This window comes from Streptomyces sp. KLMMK (assembly GCF_036961605.1).
Taxonomy (GTDB): domain Bacteria; phylum Actinomycetota; class Actinomycetes; order Streptomycetales; family Streptomycetaceae; genus Streptomyces; species Streptomyces telluris.
The window spans coordinates 1-16,726 of the sequence record NZ_JBAMDC010000123.1; the positions used below are offsets into that span (position 1 = coordinate 1).

The 16,726-nt window shown below is 73.3% G+C and carries 16 protein-coding genes; 13 read left to right on the forward strand and 3 right to left on the reverse strand.

Annotation, left to right across the window (positions count from 1 at the left end; translation table 11 throughout):
- A partial coding sequence (locus tag V7793_RS18975; protein WP_443057945.1) for a TerD family protein occupies positions 1–641 on the forward strand: 641 nt, incomplete at its 5' end.
- 13 nt (positions 642–654) lie between these two features.
- Here the strand turns inward: V7793_RS18975 and V7793_RS18980 are convergent.
- Positions 655–1,824, reverse strand: coding sequence for a glycosyltransferase (locus V7793_RS18980; protein WP_336008057.1), 1,170 nt, complete (start codon positions 1,822–1,824; stop codon positions 655–657).
- A gap of 134 nt (positions 1,825–1,958) precedes the next feature.
- On the opposite strand from V7793_RS18980, the gene V7793_RS18985 reads away from it, so the two are divergent.
- The 4 genes from V7793_RS18985 (at position 1,959) to cynR (ending at position 4,998) form a co-directional block, all read left to right on the forward strand.
- Complete coding sequence (locus V7793_RS18985) at positions 1,959–2,756, forward strand: glutamate racemase (protein WP_336008058.1); 798 nt, start codon at positions 1,959–1,961, stop codon at positions 2,754–2,756.
- Between the two features lie 68 nt (positions 2,757–2,824).
- Entirely contained in the window at positions 2,825–3,430 is a 606-nt protein-coding gene (locus V7793_RS18990) for a hypothetical protein (RefSeq protein ID WP_336008060.1), read from the forward strand.
- 74 nt (positions 3,431–3,504) lie between these two features.
- The gene (locus tag V7793_RS18995) at positions 3,505–4,002 is read left to right on the forward strand and encodes an NUDIX hydrolase (protein WP_336008063.1); all 498 of its coding nucleotides are present in this window, start codon (positions 3,505–3,507) and stop codon (positions 4,000–4,002) included.
- A gap of 96 nt (positions 4,003–4,098) precedes the next feature.
- The gene (gene cynR, locus V7793_RS19000; RefSeq protein ID WP_336008066.1) at positions 4,099–4,998 is read left to right on the forward strand and encodes a transcriptional regulator CynR; all 900 of its coding nucleotides are present in this window, start codon (positions 4,099–4,101) and stop codon (positions 4,996–4,998) included.
- On the opposite strand, the gene V7793_RS19005 is transcribed toward cynR, so the two are convergent.
- Together V7793_RS19005 and V7793_RS19010 are read right to left on the reverse strand one after the other, a co-directional pair.
- A complete protein-coding gene (locus V7793_RS19005) occupies positions 4,946–5,677 on the reverse strand; it encodes a DedA family protein (protein ID WP_336008068.1) in 732 nt (243 codons plus the stop codon). The genes cynR and V7793_RS19005 overlap by 53 nt on opposite strands.
- Before the next feature lie 78 nt (positions 5,678–5,755).
- Entirely contained in the window at positions 5,756–6,124 is a 369-nt protein-coding gene (locus V7793_RS19010) for a hypothetical protein (protein WP_336008070.1), read from the reverse strand.
- 612 nt (positions 6,125–6,736) lie between these two features.
- On the opposite strand from V7793_RS19010, the gene V7793_RS19015 reads away from it, so the two are divergent.
- From V7793_RS19015 to V7793_RS19050, 8 genes are all read left to right on the forward strand, one after another.
- The gene (locus tag V7793_RS19015) at positions 6,737–8,089 is read left to right on the forward strand and encodes an MFS transporter (protein WP_336008072.1); all 1,353 of its coding nucleotides are present in this window, start codon (positions 6,737–6,739) and stop codon (positions 8,087–8,089) included.
- 265 nt (positions 8,090–8,354) lie between these two features.
- Entirely contained in the window at positions 8,355–9,764 is a 1,410-nt protein-coding gene (locus V7793_RS19020; RefSeq protein ID WP_336008074.1) for an NADP-dependent succinic semialdehyde dehydrogenase, read from the forward strand.
- Positions 9,765–10,032: 268 nt separating this feature from the next.
- The gene (locus V7793_RS19025) at positions 10,033–10,137 is read left to right on the forward strand and encodes a keywimysin-related RiPP (protein WP_336008076.1); all 105 of its coding nucleotides are present in this window, start codon (positions 10,033–10,035) and stop codon (positions 10,135–10,137) included.
- 76 nt (positions 10,138–10,213) lie between these two features.
- Positions 10,214–12,076: a lasso peptide isopeptide bond-forming cyclase gene (locus V7793_RS19030; RefSeq protein WP_336008078.1), complete on the forward strand. Its 1,863-nt coding sequence runs from the start codon at positions 10,214–10,216 to the stop codon at positions 12,074–12,076.
- Positions 12,077–12,107: 31 nt separating this feature from the next.
- Positions 12,108–12,338 carry a lasso peptide biosynthesis PqqD family chaperone gene (locus V7793_RS19035; protein WP_336008080.1) on the forward strand — a complete coding sequence of 77 codons (231 nt, stop codon included), beginning with the start codon at positions 12,108–12,110 and terminating at the stop codon, positions 12,336–12,338.
- Between the two features lie 70 nt (positions 12,339–12,408).
- Positions 12,409–12,825 (forward strand): lasso peptide biosynthesis B2 protein, encoded by a 417-nt coding sequence (locus V7793_RS19040; RefSeq protein WP_336008083.1) that lies wholly within the window; start codon positions 12,409–12,411, stop codon positions 12,823–12,825.
- A 4-nt stretch (positions 12,826–12,829) separates the two neighbouring features.
- Complete coding sequence (locus V7793_RS19045; protein ID WP_336008085.1) at positions 12,830–14,734, forward strand: ABC transporter ATP-binding protein; 1,905 nt, start codon at positions 12,830–12,832, stop codon at positions 14,732–14,734.
- A gap of 105 nt (positions 14,735–14,839) precedes the next feature.
- The coding region (locus V7793_RS19050) for an ABC transporter ATP-binding protein (RefSeq protein ID WP_336008087.1) at positions 14,840–16,726 on the forward strand (1,887 nt) is incomplete at its 3' end.

Genomic DNA, 16,726 nt, shown 5'->3' on the forward strand with positions numbered 1-16,726 from the left:
CGGTGCGCCTGACGAAGGTCACGCTCACCAAGGAATCGCCGACGGTCTCGCTCACCAAGCAGGGCGGCACGTCCGGTTCGCTGCGCGTCAACCTCAACTGGGGCGTGCAGAAGCAGTTCAAGGGGTGGGCCCACAAGTTCGGCAAGGCGATGGCCATGCACTCGGACCTGGACCTGGACCTCGGCTGCCTCTTCGAGCTGCGCGACGGCTCCAAGGGCGTGGTGCAGGCGCTGGGCAACTCCTTCGGGTCGCTGCACAACCCGCCCTTCATCCAGCTCGACGGCGACGACCGCACGGGCGCGGTCGAGGCCGGTGAGAACCTCACCGTCAACCTCGACCACATCGCCGACTTCCGGCGCATCCTCGTCTTCGTGACGATCTACGAGGGCGCCCGGAGCTTCGCCGGGCTCCACGCCACGGTCACGCTGCAGCCGCAGCACGGCGCCCCCGTCGACTTCTCCCTCGACGAGTGCACCGTGCTCTCCAACGTCTGTGCACTGGCCCTCATCACCAACAACAACGGGGACCTCGTCGTCCAGCGCGAGGCCCGCTACCTGGTGCCGGACCGCGGCGTCAGCCCGCAGCGCACGCTCGACCACGCGTACGGCTGGGGCATGAACTGGACGCCGGGCCGCAAGTGACCGCCGCGGGCGCTCAGGGCGCGGCCTCGGGGCGGGCGTACGTCCGCCCCTTCCAGGCCGCGCCCCGGCCCCGGTAGTGCTGGACCGCGGAGTCCACGGTCATCAGCAGGTAGAGCAGGGCGGTGAACGGCAGCAGGGGCGCCAGCACGAGGGGCTGCCGGTAGTAGCGCAGCATCGGCACGTAGGTGCCCGCCATCACCGCCCAGGCGGCGGCTCCTGCCGCCAGCAGGAGGGTCTCGCCGGTCAGGGCGCCCGCCACGACGGCCACCGGCGGCGCCAGGTAGACCACGGCCAGCCCGGCGACCGTCCCGGCCAGCAGGAGCAGGCTGTGGCGCAGCTGTGCGTACGCGCTGCGGGAGACCATCCGCCACAGCTGCCCGAGGCGCGGGTACGGGCGCACGCTGTCCACGCGGTCCGCGAGACCCAGCCAGATCCGGCCGCCCGTGCGCCGTACGGCCCGTGCGAGCGTCACGTCGTCGATCACGGCCTGGCGGATGCTGTCGGGGACGCCGGCCCGCTCGGCCGCCTCGCGGCGCAGGAGGACGCAGCCGCCGGCGGCCGCGGTCGTCCGCGCGCCCGGCCGGTTGATCCACCGGAACGGGTACAGCTGGGCGAAGAAGTAGACGAAGGCCGGGACGATCAGCCGCTCCCAGACGGTCGCCACGCGCAGCCGGGCCATCTGCGAGACGAGGTCCAGGCCTCCCGAGCGGGCCGCCGAGACGAGCTCGCGCAGGCTGTCCGGCGCGTGGGCGATGTCGGCGTCGGTGAGCAGCAGGTACTCGGCGTCGGTGCGGGCGCGGGCGAGCGCCATGCCGTGCCGCACCGCCCACAGCTTCCCCGTCCAGCCCGGCCCGGGCTCCCCGGGGGAGTCCACGGTCAGCGGCAGCCCGCCGTGCTCCGCCGCCAGGGCCCGGGCCAGGTCGCCGGTGCCGTCGGAGCTGCCGTCGTCCACCAGGAAGACCTCGGCCCGGCCGGGGTAGTCCTGCGCGAGGAGCGAGGGGAGGCTGGAGGGGAGGACTTCGGCCTCGTCCCGGGCGGGCACCACGATCGCGACCGACGGCCATTGCGCGGGCGGTGTGCGCCCGGGCAGCCTGACGTCCGTCCGCCAGAAGAAGCCCTGGCCCAGCAGCAGCCACACCCACGCGGCCAGGGAACCCACAGTGATCCAAGTCAGCGCGCTCATCCGCTGAAGTCTGCCGCACACAAGGCTTTTGTTCCGGGAAACGGAGCGAACCCGGCGCGGGCGGACCGGCCGTTCGTGGCCGGGTGCGGCGCCCGGCGGGCCGTCCGCCTCCGGCCATCGATTAAAGTGACCGGGTGAAGATCGCGCTCATGGACTCCGGCAACGGGCTGCTGGCGGCGGCCGCCACTGTGCACCGGCTGCGGCCCGATGCCGATTTGGTCCTCTCCTCCGACCCGGCCAGCATGCCGTGGGGCCCCCGTACGCCCGAGGACGTCATCGCGCGTGCCCTGGGCTGTGCCCGGGCCGCGGCCGCCCAGGGCCCCGACGCTCTGATCGTCGCCTGCAACACCGCGTCGGTGTACGCGCTGGCGGCGATAAGGGCGGAGCTGGAGCCGGAGCTGCCGGTCATCGGCACGGTGCCCGCGATCAAGCCTGCCGCGGCGGCCGGCGGCCCCGTGGCGATCTGGGCCACCCCGGTCACCACCGGCAGCCCCTACCAGCGCGGCCTGATCCGGGACTTCGCGACCGGCGTCGAGGTCACCGAGGTGCCCTGCCCGGGTCTGGCGGACGCCGTCCAGCACGCCGACATGGCGGCCGCGGACGCGGCGATCGCCGCGGCGGCCGCGCTCACCCCCCGCAATGTAAGGGGCGTCGTCCTGGGCTGCACCCATTACGAGCTCGTCGCGGAGCGTATCCGTGCAGCTGTCGAGTCCCGGCTGTCGCCGGCGGTGCCGCACCTGACCCTGTACGGCTCGGCGGAGGCCGTCGCCGCCCAGGCGCTGCGCCGGATCGGATCCGCGCCCGCCCCCGACGCCGAGCCGTCCGGGCGCCTGACGGTGCTGCTCGGCGGCCGTGAGGGCGCCATGGAAGCGGCCTCCCTGACCTACCCCGAGGGACGCTCCCTCCTCGAAGCCGCCGCCGTGCGTCCCTGACCACCCGATCCGGTGCGGTCCGTGCATCACCCCTGCCGTGGTGGCGGAAGGTGAGTAGGCTGCGTGGTATGAGGGACCATTCCACGGGCCCGCAGGGCCACGAGGGCGACGAGAAGACGGACGCGGCCGGACCCCCTTCCCCGGCCGACGACTCCGAGGACCTCGCCGTCTGGACCGGTCGTGCGACGAACCGCGTCCAGTGGCTGCTCGCCGCGGCCGGCGCAGCCTGCCTGGCGCTCGGCGTCGAGCTGGCCGTCGACAGCGCATGGACCTCAGGTCTGGCCCCTCTCGTCATGGCGGTCGTCGGATGCGTCGCGGCGGGCCTGCTGATGCTCTACGGCACGCTGGCCTTCGTCCATGTGGCCGTACGGGTCGACAAGGAAGCGCTGGAGGTCCGCTGCGGGCACATCGGCGTGCCGCGCACCCGCATCCTGCTCGCCCATGTGGTCGACGCCGACTTCGCCCCCCGCGTCACGCCGCGGCAGTGGGGCGGCTGGGGCTATCGCTGGCGCCCGGAGAAGGGCACGGCCGTCGTGGTCCGGCGCGGCGAAGGGTTTGTGCTGCGCCTGGGTGACGGGCGGACGTTCACGGTCACGGTCGACGACGCAGAATCCGCCGTACGGGTGATCCGTCAGGCCCTGCGGCTCGCCCCGGGGCGCAAGGCTCCGGCCTGACCTGGGGTTTTTCCCTCGCCCATGCGGCCACCTGGGTGAACGGCGGACCCGCGCGGCCCACTAGGCTCCTGTCCATGCCCACCCCCGATTTCATCCGGGACCTGCGCACGACCGCGGGCCATCAGCTCCTCTGGATCCCCGGCGTGAGCGCCGTGGTCCTCGACGCCGAGGGCCGTGTGCTGCTCGGCCGCCGCTCGGACAACGGGCAGTGGGCGATCATCGGCGGCATCCCCGATCCCGGCGAGCAGCCTGCGGCGGCCATCGTGCGCGAGGTGTACGAGGAGACGGCCGTCCACTGCGTGGCGGAGCGCGTGCTCGTCGTCGAGGCGCTCGATCCGGTCACCTACCCCAATGGCGACGTCTGCCAGTTCATGGACACCTGTTTCCTGTGCCGGGCGGTGGACGGCGAGGCGTGCGTCAACGACGACGAGTCCCTGGAGGTGGGCTGGTTCGAGCCGGACGCCCTGCCGCCGATGCAGGACTTCGCGGTGCGGCGCATCAAGCACGCGGCGGAGGCCGGGGCCACCTGGTTCGCGGGGATCGGGGAGCCCGGCGGGGCGCGACGCCCGTAGACAGCCGGCCCGGCACCCATGGGCCGTCGGCCGGCACCCATAGGCAGCTTCCGGTGTGATCCGTAGCCGCCATCGGTGCTGTCTATAGTTGCGCGCATGGAACTGCGCCACCTCCGGTATCTGCTGGCCGTCGCCGAGCATGCGAACTTCACCCGCGCGGCGGAGGCCCTGCACGTCTCGCAGCCGACGCTGTCGCAGCAGATCAAGCAGCTGGAGCGGTCCCTGCGGGTCCAGCTGCTCGACCGTTCCGGGCGCACCGTGCGCCTCACCGACGCGGGCGAGGCGTACACCCGGTACGCCCGCCACGCGCTGCAGGACCTCGCGGCGGGCGAACGGGCGGTGCTGGACGTGCAGGACCTCTCGCGCGGCAGCCTGCGGCTGGCGGTGACGCCGACGTTCACCGCGTATCTCATCGGACCGCTCGTGGCGGAGTTCCACGCCCGGCACGCGGGGATCGCGCTTGACCTCCGCGAGATGGCGCAGGACCGGATCGAGGCGGCGCTGCTGGCCGACGAGCTGGACCTGGGCATCGCCTTCAGCGGGGCGCATCTGCCGGGGGTCGCCGGCACCGGCCTGTTCACCGAGACGCTCGCCCTCGTCGTCGGGCCGGACCACCCCTGCGCGGGCCGCAGCGAGCCCCTGCCTGCGGCTGAGCTCGGCGACCATCCGCTGGCCCTGCTCAGCCGCGACTTCGCGACGAGGGGCCACATCGACGCCTTCCTCGCCGAGCAGGGCGTCACGCCGGACATCGCCGTCGAGGCGAACTCGATCAACGCGCTCGCCGAGATCGCCGGCAGGAGCGCGCTGGCGACCGTGCTGCCCGAAGCCATCACCCGCGGGCCGTGGCGGCTGCACCCCGTGCCGGTCGCACCGCCGCTGCCGGCGCGCACCGTCACGCTGCTGTGCCGGGAGGCGGGCTACCGGAGCGCCGCGGCCCGGGCGTTCACGGCTCTTGCCGGGCGCTGGGTGCAGGAGCAGGGGTGGTCTCCGGCGTGACGGCCCGGCGGCGCCGCCCGCGGCTGCGCAGCAGTTCGAGGACGACGGGCAGCAGCGACAGCGTGACGACGGCACCGACGACGGGCAGCAGGTAGCGGTCGACGTCGGGTACGACCGAGCCCAGACCGTAGCCGGCGAGCACGAGGCCCACGGTCCACACCAGGCCGCCGGTCACCTGCCAGAGGGCGAAGGTGCGGGGTGCGACGCCCAGGGCCCCGGCCAGGGGGTTGAGGACGGTGCGCACGACGGGGACGAAGCGGGCGAGGACGATGGCGCGCGCGTGCCCGTAGCGGGCGAGCAGTTCCTCGGCCCGCTCGGCGCCCTCGTGCAGCTTGCGGCTGCGGGAGCGGGTGAGCAGCGCCCGGCCGCCGCGCCGTCCGAGGACGTAGCCGACCTGGGCACCGGCGAGGGCCCCGGCCGCGGAGGCGGCCAGCACCTGGGCGAGGTCCAGGTGCGGTCCGGAGTGGGCGCCGCTGCGGGCGAGCAGCCCGGCGGTGAAGAGCAGGGAGTCCCCGGGGAGGAAGAAGCCGATCAGCAGGCCGGTCTCGGCGAACATCACCACGGCGATGCCGAGGGCGCCGAAGGCGGTCAGCAGGGAGGAGGCGTCGAGGAGGTTGACCGCCAGACCGGTGGTCAGGTCGGCGGCGGGCGAAGCGGGCACGAGGGCGTGGCCTCCCATGATCGGGGTCGGGGCGGTGGCCCCGCCGCCCGCGGCCCTGCGGTCGGCGGACGAGACTGTAGACGATGCGCCGGCCGGTTACGGGCGCATGCCACTCGCCCGGGCGATGGCGTCGACCTCGCGCCGGTCGTGGTCGCCGGGCTCCGCGCCACCCGGCGGCCCGGAGCCCGCGGGCGTGCCGTGGGTGCCGACGACGACGTGCATGCCGTGCGGCCCGAGGAATCCGGCGAGTCTGGCGAGGGCCCGGCCGAACTCAGGTGTGAACAACTCTTTTTCGCGTGGGGAGAAGGGAATGTCGACCCCGCGCTCCCGGTGCACGATCGCCTCGTTGAAGCCCTTCAGAATCCGCAGCAGCAGTGCGTAGGACTCCGGGTCGAGGCTCGTCTGGAGCTCGGCCAGGTAGAGCGCGAACTGCTTGGTGCGCTCCAAGAAGTTCCGGTCGTTCATACGGACATCGTCGCGAAGTTGCCCGCGGCACGCGGGTCTTTCGGCATCTTCGGACGGGATGTGATCTGAAGAATGGATTCGGCGGAGAATCCCTGTTCTGTTTACGGGAATTCAGTCGCGGTTTTCACCCGTGCGGGGGAAGGCCGGTTGCCCCGGGGGAGTGGCGGGCCGGGACCGGGGATCCGAGGCCGGCCGAGGGGGCGCCGGAGTGGCGGCGCGGCTTCGGCCGGCATGCCGTCGCGCGTCCCTCCGGGGCCGTCCGTTCCGTGAACGGAATAACGGGGCACGAGAGTTCCAGCTCTCGAAGGAAGAACCGGGCGCAATTCCCTTGTGCCGGTGTGCTCCGGGCGCTGCCGCCGCCCGGAATCTCACCCTGTTGATAACAGGTCGGCTTTGCTAACGTATCGCTGAGTACCCTTCCGAGCGCGGCCGGGGAGCTGCCGGGCGCAAGTCGACCCAAGCATATGATCGGCCGCTCCGCCAAGTCGCCGAGTGCGTCTGCTCCCGTGCGTGGGAACCCGGGCTGACGAGCCATTCGCTGGGGCGTACCGGCCCCCGACCGGGGCCGGAACCCATGATGTCCCCTCGCTCGGGCTGACTGCAGGGACGCACATGAGAACTCTTCGGGCGGTCCGCGAGTGCCCTCTCGCATTGCGATTGCTATTCATCAACCAGTGCGGCATCGACGCAGGTTTCTATCTGCTGATTCCCTTTCTGGCGACCTATATCGGGCATGATCTCGGAATGTCGGCGGCCGTCGTCGGACTGGTCCTCGGAGTGCGCAACCTCAGCCAGCAGGGCATGTACATCATCGGCGGCACCGCGGCCGACCGGCTCGGGCCGCGCGTGGTCATCATCGCCGGGTGCGCCCTGCGGACCGTGGGCTTCACGCTCTTCTCCTTCGGCAACTCCCTGCCCCTGCTGCTCGCCGCCTCCGGCATCAGCGGACTCGCCGCCGCGCTCTTCTACCCGGCCGTGCGCTCCTACGTCTCGCACGAGTCGGGCGAGCGGAAAGCCGAGGCGTTCGCCCTGCTCAACGTCTTCGCGACCATCGGCTCGCTCGTCGGGCTGCTCGCGGGCAGCGTGCTCTACCTGACCGACTTCCGGATCTGCGCCCTCACGGCGGCCGGGCTGTTCGCGGTGCTGACGGTCGCTCAGGCGTTCGTGCTCCCGGCGCGCGAGGTCGACGCGGAGCACGATCCCATCCTGCGGGAGTTGCGCGAGGTGCTCGGCAACCGCCGGTTCCTGTGCTTCGCCTTCGCCACCACCGGCATGTTCATCATGGAGAACCAGCTCTACATGCTGCTGCCGGACGGCGCGCAGCAGGCCTCGGGCTGGGGCGGGGCAGAAGCGTTGCTGCTGAGCGCCGGGGCGGTCGCCAACCTGCTGTTCCAGTTCCGGATCACCCGGAGCCTGGAGCAGCGCGGCGGCGGCATGCGCTGGGTGGGGGCCGGCATCGCCGTCATAGGACTGGGCTTCGTTCCCCCGCTGCTGGTGTGCGACGCGGCGCCGCCGGAGGGTGCGGGCGACGTGGTGCCGCGCCTCCTGGTCATGATCTCGGCCTCGCTGCTGCTGTACTTCGGCGGGATGGTCGCCTACCCGCCGGTGCTGGGGCTGATCCCGCGGTTCGGCCGCGAGCGGCTGACGGGGACGTACTTCGGCCTGTTCTACGTGCTCTCCGGGGCGACGGCGGCCGGCGGGAACGCCGTGATCGGCTGGGTGATGGATGTCGGCGAGCGGACCGGGCGGGCCTGGCTGCCGTGGGTGTCGTGCCTGGCGTTCGGGCTGGCCTCCGGCTGTGCCGTGGCCTGGATGTACCGCTGCCGTGCGCTGCCGTGCCCGTATCCGGCGGCGGCCGGCGCGGGAGTGGAGAGCGGGGCGGACGCCGGGGCGCAGGAGGCGATGCGGATGCTGCCCGGCCAGCAGCGGATCGTGGACGACGCGGGCGAGCGCAGGACGGGGTGAGGGCGCAGGACGGGGTGAGGGCGTAGGGCGGAGCGAGAGCCGTAGGGGGGCGGGCGAGAGCCGCAGGAGGGGCGAGGTCCGTACCGCTGAGCGGGCCCTCACCGGATGGGTCAAACGGTTCCCGCCGCCGGATTGACCCGCGCCCGGCGTGGTAGAGGACGGACGGGGCACGCCCCCGGGTGCGTACGCCCCCCGGGTGAGCCCCCGGGCACGTCCCCGTCGAGGCGCACAGTGGTCGAGGCATCGAGCTTGAGGAGGACACCCCATGCCCATCGCAACGGTGAACCCCGCGAACGGCGAGACGCTCCGGACGTTCGAGGAGATGGGAGCCGAGGAGATCGAGCAGTGCCTGGCCGCGGCCGCCTCGGCGTTCCGCGGCTACCGCACCTCGGACCCGGCCGAGCGGGCCCGCCTGCTGAACCGGGCCGCGGACCTCCTGGAGCAGGACCGCGACGCCGTCGCCCGCACCATGACCACCGAGATGGGCAAGCCGCTGGCCGCGGCCCGCGCGGAGGCGGCGAAGTGCGTGAAGGCCATGCGTTGGTACGCCGGGAACGCGGCGGAACTGCTGGCGGACGAGCGTCCTCCGCAACCCGAGGTCGACGACTCCGGGGCCTCGCTCGCCCGCGTCCGCTACCGCCCGCTGGGCGTGGTCCTCGCCGTCATGCCGTGGAACTTCCCCCTGTGGCAGGTGATCCGCTTCGCCGCCCCCGCCCTCATGGCCGGCAACGTGGGCCTGCTCAAGCACGCCTCGAACGTGCCGCAGACCGCGCTCTACCTCGGCGACCTCTTCCGCCGCGCGGGCTTCCCCGAGGGCTGCTTCCAGACCCTGCTCGTGGGCTCCCGCGCCGTCGAGGGCATCCTGCGCGACCCCAGGGTCGCCGCGGCGACGCTCACCGGCAGCGAGCCCGCCGGGCGCTCGGTCGCGGCGATCGCCGGTGACGAGGTGAAGAAGACCGTCCTCGAACTGGGCGGCAGCGACCCGTACGTCGTGATGCCGTCGGCCGACCTCGACCGCGCCGTGCGGACCGCGGTCACGGCCCGCGTCCAGAACAACGGCCAGTCGTGCATCGCCGCCAAGCGCTTCATCGTCCACGCCGACGTCCACGACGCGTTCCTCGAACGCTTCGCCGCCCGGATGGCCGCGCTGACCGTCGGCGACCCCATGGAGGAGGCCACCGACGTCGGCCCCCTGGCCAGCGAGCAGGGCCGCGCCGACCTGGAGGAACTGGTGGACGACGCCGTGCGGTGCGGCGCGACGGCCCTGTGCGGGGGGCGGCGGCCGAAGGAACACCCCAAGGGCTGGTTCTACGAGCCGACGGTCCTCACCGGCATCACCCCCGACATGCGCATCCACCGCGAGGAGGCCTTCGGCCCGGTGGCGACCGTCTACCGCGTGGCGGACGTCGACGAGGCCGTCGCCCTGGCCAACGACACCCCCTTCGGCCTGAGTTCGAACGTCTGGACAAAGGACGCGGCGGAACAGGAGCGCTTCGCCCGTGACATCGAGGCGGGCGGCGTCTTCTTCAACGGCATGACGGCCTCCCACCCCGCCCTGCCCTTCGGCGGCGTCAAGCGCTCGGGCTACGGCCGCGAGCTGTCGGGCCACGGCATCAAGGAGTTCTGCAACGTGACCACGGTGTGGCACGGGAAGGAGCCGGCGGGCGGGGCGTGACCTCCGCCCGGGAGATTAACGATTCTCCTCACGGATTTTTCCGTTTTCGCAGGTGGCGCGAGGGGTCGTGAGTCCGTGGCGCGCCGGAGCCGCGCGCCCCCGGCGTGACCCCATGGCCGCCACCGGGACGTTGTGACGATGTGCTTGTCGTACTTACGGTGAGTGCCGCGGATCCACCGCTCGGATATCCGGTACGGATTTCAACGGACTCCGCAGCAGGCGCCTGTCGTAGTCGCACCATCGTCCCTCGACAAGAAGGAGAACGATCATGACGTACGAGCGTCCCACCCTCGCCAAGGCCGGCAGCTTCCGCAAGGTGACCGGCAAGAACACCGGGCCCAAGGACGTCCTGGGCGGCAAGCAGCTCCTCTGATCCGAGAGCGGGTGGCGGCCGACGGCCGCCACCCGCTTCTTCTGTCCCGGACGTCGCCGACGGAAGGCCGTGCCCCATGGATCAGTCTCTGTCGCTCCGGTCGGTGCCCGCCTGGTTCGTCGTCCTGCCGGACGCCGACACGGCGGCTGCCCTCGCCGCCAAAGCGCTCTCCTTCGCCTCCCACAGCCTGCTCCACGCCTCCGGACGGCCCTGGGTCGTGGGGCGCTGGGACCCGCGGACGGCCGTGACGGGCGCGTACCGTGACGCGCGGGTCGTGGTGATCGGGGAGCACGACGTCACGCCGGCCGACGCCGAACGGGCCGCCGCCGCGGCGGCCGGCACCGCTTCGCCCACCGCACTGGACCGCCTCGGCGGCCGGGCCGGGAGCTTCCACTTGATAGCCGCCTGCTCCGGCCGGGTCCGGATCCAGGGCGGTGTCGTCGGCCTGCGGCGCGTCTTCCACGCCGAGGCCGCGGCACCCGGCGGGCCGGTGAGCGTGGCGTCCGACCGTGCCGACGTGCTGGCCGAACTGGTGGGCGCCGGACTCGACGAGCGCCGCATCGCCCTGGAAATGCTCACGTCGAGCGTCCCGTATCCGTGGCACGGCGACCCCCTGTGGCGGGCGGTGCACGCTGTGCCCGGCGGCCACCGGCTGACGCTCGACGCCGACGGCCGGGCCCGCACCACCCGCTGGTGGTCGCCGCCCGATCCCGTTGTCCCGCTTGCCGTGGGCGCCGTGCACCTGAGGGAAGTGCTCGCCGAGGCGGTCGCCGTGCGCACGCGCGGCCGGGACCTGGTGTCGTCCGATCTGGGCGGCCTGGACTCCACGGCGGTGTGCTGCACGGCGGCCCGCGGCGGCGCCGAGGTCGTCGCCTATACCGCTGCCGCCCACGACGAGGCCGGCGACGACGTGTACTGGGCCGAGCGCACCGTGCGGGCGCTGGGTCGCGTCGAGCACCACGTCGTACCGGCCCGCGAGGTGGCCATGACGTTCGACGGCATCGACAACCTCCGGGACGTCCTCGACACGCCCAGCCTCTTCACCGTCGACCGCAATCGCCGTATGGGCATCATCGAACGGGCCGCGGCCCGCGGATCGGGCCTCCACTTCACCGGCCTGGGCGGCGACGAACTCCTGGCCGGCACGCCCGCCCGGCTGCACGCCCTGCTGCTCAGCCACCCCTTCACCGCGCTGCACGCGATACGCGGGTACGCCGCCAAGTACCGCTGGACCCGGCGGGCGGTGCTGCGCCGGCTCCTGGACCGCAGGTCCTACGACGCCTGGCTCGACCGCCTCGCCCGCGACCTGACCGGGCCGCAGGCTCCCGTCGACGGGCCACTGCTCGACTGGTCAGAGCCACCGCGGATGCCGCCGTGGGCCACGCCCGACGCGGTCCTGGCGGCGCGGGAAGTGCTCACCACCCATCGGAACCCCGCCGGGGCCCGGGGCAGGGACCGTGGCGAACACCGCGAACTGGTGGCGATGGACGGCATCTCCCAGTGGGTCCGGCACATCGGGCAGATGGCGGCGCCCCTGGGCATCGAGATCTCCGCGCCCTACTACGACGCCCGCGTCGTGGAGGCGGCACTCGCCGTCCGCCCGCAGGAGCGGATCACCCCCTGGCGCTACAAACCGCTCATCGTCGAGGCCATGCGCGGCGTCGTGCCCGAGGCCACGCGCACCCGCAGCACCAAGCCCGACGCCACGTTCGAGGAGGAGGCGGGGCTGCGCCGGCACCGCCGGTCGCTGCTGGCGCTGTGCGAGGACTCACGGCTGGTCCGGCTCGGCCTGGCCGACGGGGACGTGCTCCGCGAATGGTGCCGCCGCGCCCTGTCCGGGGAGACGGAGAGCTACCTGCTGCACCCGACCATCGCCTGCGAAGTGTGGCTGCGCTCGCGGGAGACGGCGCCCCTGCCCGTTGCCGACCGAGAGGCGTGAACCCGTGCCCGCACTCAAGCCTGGTGTCCTGATGACCGAGACCGAGTACGGCGTCGCGCTGCTCGACCAGGAGAGCGCCGAGTACTGGACGCTCAACCCGACGGCCGCCCTCGTCCTGCGGACGGTGCTGGAGGGACACGGCCCCGAACGGGCGGCCGAGATCCTGACGGCGCAGTACGACGGCGCCGACGCCGAAGAGGTCGGCGAGGACGTCCACCGCATCGTCGGCGAGCTGCGCTCGGCGGGACTGCTCACCCCGTAGGCCGCCGCCCTGCCGCCCTGCCGTCCGGCAGCCGTCGCCGGCCCGCCCTCCCCGACCGAAGAGGCACGCCATGTCGACATCGGAAGCGATTCCCTATCACCCCCGCTCGGTTCCGCCGGCGCGCCGGTGCGTGGCCCGGCTGGCCGTCGGCTGCGCCCACCTGCTGGCGACCCAGCCGCCCGCCCGGATACGCGCCGTCCTGTCCAGGCTGCGGCGCGGCGCCCGGCCCGCCACGCTCGCCGAGGCGAGCACGGCGCGGCGGACGGTGCTCGCCGTGAGCCTCGCCGCCGGAGGACACAAGGGATGCCTGCCCCGCTCCCTGGCCACCGTGCTGCTCTGCCGGTGGTACGGCCAGTGGCCCACCTGGTGCGTCGGCGTGCGCAACCGGCCGCCGTTCGCCGCGCACGCCTGGGTGGAGGCCGAAGGGGTCCTCGTCGGCGAAGGCGCCCCGGCCGACTACTTCCAGCGCTTCTTCACGGTGGAGTGAGCCGGTGACCGCGCCGCCCTCCGTGGAGTCGCCCCGCACCGGCCCCGCAGTGCCCCCGGGGGCCGGTGCACCGGGGGACCGGGGACGCTCGTGGCAGGGGCAGCGGGCCCTGCTGGGCCATCTGCGCCCGCAGCGCCGGCGCATGGCCGCGGGCGTCCTCCTCGGACTCGTCGGCAGCGTCATGGGCCTGGCCCAGCCCCTGGCCGCCAAGCGCGTCGTCGACGACATGGGCCGCGGAGCGCCGGCGGCCGGCCCCGTCCTCGTGCTCAGCCTGCTGGTGGTGGCCGGGGCGGTCCTCGCGGGCCTGGGGTACTACGTGCTCCAGCACTCGGCCGAGTCCATCGTCTGCACCGCCCGCCACCGGCTCACGGACCGTCTCCTGCGGCTGCGCGTGCCCGTGGTGGAGAGCGCCGAGCCCGGGGACCTGATCGCCCGCGTCACCTCCGACACGACGCTGCTGCGCCAGACCGCACCCCAGGCGGTGTCCGCGGCGGTCACGGGCACCCTGGTCACCGCGGCGACGGTCGTCATGATGGGCCTCCTCGACGCCGTCCTGCTGGCCGTCACCCTCGCCGTGGTCGCCTTCGTCGGCGTGGTCGTCGCGCTCGTGGCCCCGCGGATCGGCCGCGCGACCCGCCACACACAAGAGGCCGTGGGGAGCATCGGGGCGGCGCTGGAGCGGGCGCTGGGCGCCTTCCGGACCGTCAAGGCCTCAGGCGCCGAACAGCAGGAGGCGGAAGCGCTGCGCCGGGCGGCCGAACGCGCCCGGCGCACCGGGATCCGGGCCGCGGCCTGGGAAGCCGTGTCGGCGACGACGTCCGCGGTGGTCGTCCAGGTCTGCTTCCTCGTGGTGCTCGGGGTGGGGGGCGCGCGCGTCACCTCCGGTGCGACGGACGTCTCCACCCTCGTCGCCTTCCTGCTCTATCTCTTCGCCCTCGCCCCGCGCATCGGCCAGCTGGTCGAGGGCGTCAGCCAGGTCCAGGTGGGATCCGCGGCCGCGGACCGCATCGCCCAGGTCGAACAGCTGGAGACGGAGAAGCTGAAAACGGAGAAGCCGGACCCCGAGAAGCCGGAGACGACGGGGCGGGAGACGGAGGGCCGGGGGACCGAGGAGCGGGAGGAGCCCGGAGCCCCGGAGGGCGGGGGCAAGGGCTGCGACGCGGGCGTCCGCCCGCCGCTCAGCGTGTCGTTCGACGAAGTGAGCTTCGCGTACCGCCCCGGGCTGCCCCGCGTCCACCACCGCGTCTCCTTCGCCGTGCCCGCGCGCGGTCTGACCGCGTTCGTCGGCCCGTCCGGCGCGGGCAAGACCACGGTCTTCTCCCTGATCGAGCGCTTCTACGAGCAGGAATCCGGCCGGGTGCTCCTGGACGGCGAGGACGTGCGGCAGTGGCCGCTGGCCCGGCTCCGCGCCTCCATCGGCTACGTGGAGCAGGACGTCCCCGTCCTCGCCGGCACCCTGCGCGACAACCTGACGCTGGGCACCCCCGACCCGGGCCCCGGGGAACTCGCCCGCGTCCTGCGGCTGGCCCGCCTGGACGTGCTCGCGGCCCGCCTGCCGGACGGACTGGACACCGACGTCGGCCACCGCGGCAGCCGCCTCTCCGGCGGCGAACGGCAACGCGTGGCGATCGCCCGCGCCCTGCTCCGCCGCCCGGGCCTGCTCCTGCTGGACGAAGCCACGTCCCAGCTCGACGCCGCCAACGAGGCGGCGCTGCGCGACACGATCACCGACACCGCCCGCCACACCACCGTGCTGGTGGTCGCCCACCGCCTCTCCACCGTGACCACGGCGGACCGGATCGTGGTCATGGAGGCCGGACGCGTCCGGGCGGTCGGCACCCATGCGCAGCTGCTCGCACGCGACGCGCTCTACCGGGGCCTGGCGAGCACCCAACTCCTCGGTCCGTAGCCCGTGTGCTTCCGGGCGCCCCCGGTCCGTCTGTGCAACGCTTGATCTCAAGCTTGGTTGAGGTTCTAGCGTGTCAGACATACGACGACACCGGAGGAGCCCCCTATGAGCATGGAAGTCACCGCCTGGAACTCGCTGCACAGCGCGATGAACGCCAAGGACGGCCGGGGGCGCTTCTCCCGGGCCACGCTGCGCCGCATCGGCGGCTTCGCGCGGCCGCACCGCAGGAGAATCGGGCAGTTCCTGCTCCTGAGCGTGGCCATGGCACTGCTCGCCGTGGCCACGCCGATCCTGGCCGGGCGGGTGGTCGGCGCCATCGTGAAGGGCGGCGACTCCGGCACCGTCACCCGGCTCGCGCTCCTCATCGCCGTGATCGCCATCGCCGAGGCGGCCCTGGGGATGCTCACGCGCTGGCTCTCCGCCACCCTCGGCGAGGGCCTCATCCTCGACCTGCGGACCGCAGTCTTCGACCACGTCCAGCGGATGCCGGTCGCCTTCTTCACCCGTACCCGCACCGGCGCCCTCGTCAGCCGGCTCAACAACGACGTCATCGGCGCCCAACGCGCCTTCAGCAACACCCTCTCCGGCGTGGTCTCCAACCTCGTCACCCTGCTCCTGACGCTCGGCGTGATGCTCAGCATCTCCTGGCAGATCACGCTGCTCGCTCTCGTCCTGCTGCCGGTGTTCGTCCTGCCCGCCCGGCGGATGGGCTCGCGCATGGCCGGGCTGCAGCGCGAGGCCGCCCACCACAACGCCGCCATGAGCAACCAGATGACCGAGCGGTTCTCCGCACCCGGCGCCACCCTCGTCAAACTGTTCGGGCGGCCGGCGGAGGAGTCGGCCGAGTTCGCCTCCCGGGCCCGCGCGGTGCGCGACATCGGCGTACGCACCGCCATGGCCCAGTCGGCGTTCATCACCGCCCTCACGCTCGTCTCCGCCCTGGCACTGGCCCTGGTCTACGGGCTCGGCGGCTTCTACGCGCTGCACGGCCGGCTGGAGCCGGGGGCCGTCGTCGCGCTCGCCCTGCTCCTCACCCGCCTCTACGCCCCGCTGACCGCCCTCGCCGGTGCCCGCGTCGAGGTGATGAGCGCCCTCGTCAGCTTCGAGCGGGTCTTCGAGATCCTCGACCTCAAGCCGCTGATCACCGAGAAGCCGGAGGCCCGGCGGGTGCCGGACGGGCCGGTCTCGGTCGAGTTCGACGACGTCCGGTTCGGCTACCCGGCCGCCGACAAGGTCTCCCTCGCCTCCCTGGAGGACGTCGCCGGCCTGGACACTCGCGGCGGCACCGAGGTCCTGCACGGCATCTCCTTCCGCGCCGAGCCGGGCCGGATGGTGGCCCTGGTCGGCTCCTCCGGCGCGGGGAAGTCGACCATCGCCCAGCTGCTGCCCCGGCTGTACGACACCGACGCCGGATCCGTACGCCTCGGCGGCGTCGACGTCCGCGACCTCAGCGCCGAGTCCGTCCGCGAGACGCTCGGCATGGTCACCCAGGACGGCCACCTCTTCCACGACACCGTCCGCGCCAACCTGCTCCTCGCCCGGCCGGAGGCCACCGAGGGGGAGGTCTGGGACGCGCTGCGGCGGGCCCGGCTCGACGGGCTCGTGGCCGCCCTGCCCGACGGTCTGGACACGGTCGTCGGCGAGCGCGGCTACCGCCTCTCCGGCGGCGAGCGGCAGCGGCTGACCATCGCCCGCCTGCTGCTGGCCCGCCAGCGCGTCGTCATCCTGGACGAGGCGACCGCCCACCTCGACTCCACCTCCGAGGCCGCCGTCCAGGAGGCGCTGGCCGAAGCCCTGGAGGGCCGAACCGCCGTGGTGATCGCCCACCGGCTCTCCACCGTGCGGGCGGCCGACCTCATCCTCGTCGTCGAGGACGGCCGGGTCGTCGAACGCGGCACCCACAGCGAGCTGCTGGCCGCGGGCGGACGCTACGAGGAGCTGTACCGCACGCAGTTCGCGCGGGCGAAGGCCGACGGGGAGGCGGAGCCCGTC

Excerpts from the sequence above, each read along its gene's own strand:
- V7793_RS19035 (WP_336008080.1), top strand. The coding sequence starts at position 12,108 with ATGACCGAGACCGAGTACGGCGTCGCGCTGCTCGACCAGGAGAGCGCC.
- V7793_RS19030 (WP_336008078.1), top strand. The coding sequence starts at position 10,214 with ATGGATCAGTCTCTGTCGCTCCGGTCGGTGCCCGCCTGGTTCGTCGTC.
- V7793_RS19040 (WP_336008083.1), top strand. The coding sequence starts at position 12,409 with ATGTCGACATCGGAAGCGATTCCCTATCACCCCCGCTCGGTTCCGCCG.
- V7793_RS18990 (WP_336008060.1), top strand. The coding sequence starts at position 2,825 with ATGAGGGACCATTCCACGGGCCCGCAGGGCCACGAGGGCGACGAGAAG.
- V7793_RS18980 (WP_336008057.1), bottom strand. The coding sequence starts at position 1,824 with ATGAGCGCGCTGACTTGGATCACTGTGGGTTCCCTGGCCGCGTGGGTG.
- V7793_RS19010 (WP_336008070.1), bottom strand. The coding sequence starts at position 6,124 with ATGAACGACCGGAACTTCTTGGAGCGCACCAAGCAGTTCGCGCTCTAC.
- V7793_RS18995 (WP_336008063.1), top strand. The coding sequence starts at position 3,505 with ATGCCCACCCCCGATTTCATCCGGGACCTGCGCACGACCGCGGGCCAT.
- cynR (WP_336008066.1), top strand. The coding sequence starts at position 4,099 with ATGGAACTGCGCCACCTCCGGTATCTGCTGGCCGTCGCCGAGCATGCG.
- V7793_RS19025 (WP_336008076.1), top strand. The coding sequence starts at position 10,033 with ATGACGTACGAGCGTCCCACCCTCGCCAAGGCCGGCAGCTTCCGCAAG.
- V7793_RS19005 (WP_336008068.1), bottom strand. The coding sequence starts at position 5,677 with ATGGGAGGCCACGCCCTCGTGCCCGCTTCGCCCGCCGCCGACCTGACC.
- V7793_RS19015 (WP_336008072.1), top strand. The coding sequence starts at position 6,737 with ATGAGAACTCTTCGGGCGGTCCGCGAGTGCCCTCTCGCATTGCGATTG.
- V7793_RS19020 (WP_336008074.1), top strand. The coding sequence starts at position 8,355 with ATGCCCATCGCAACGGTGAACCCCGCGAACGGCGAGACGCTCCGGACG.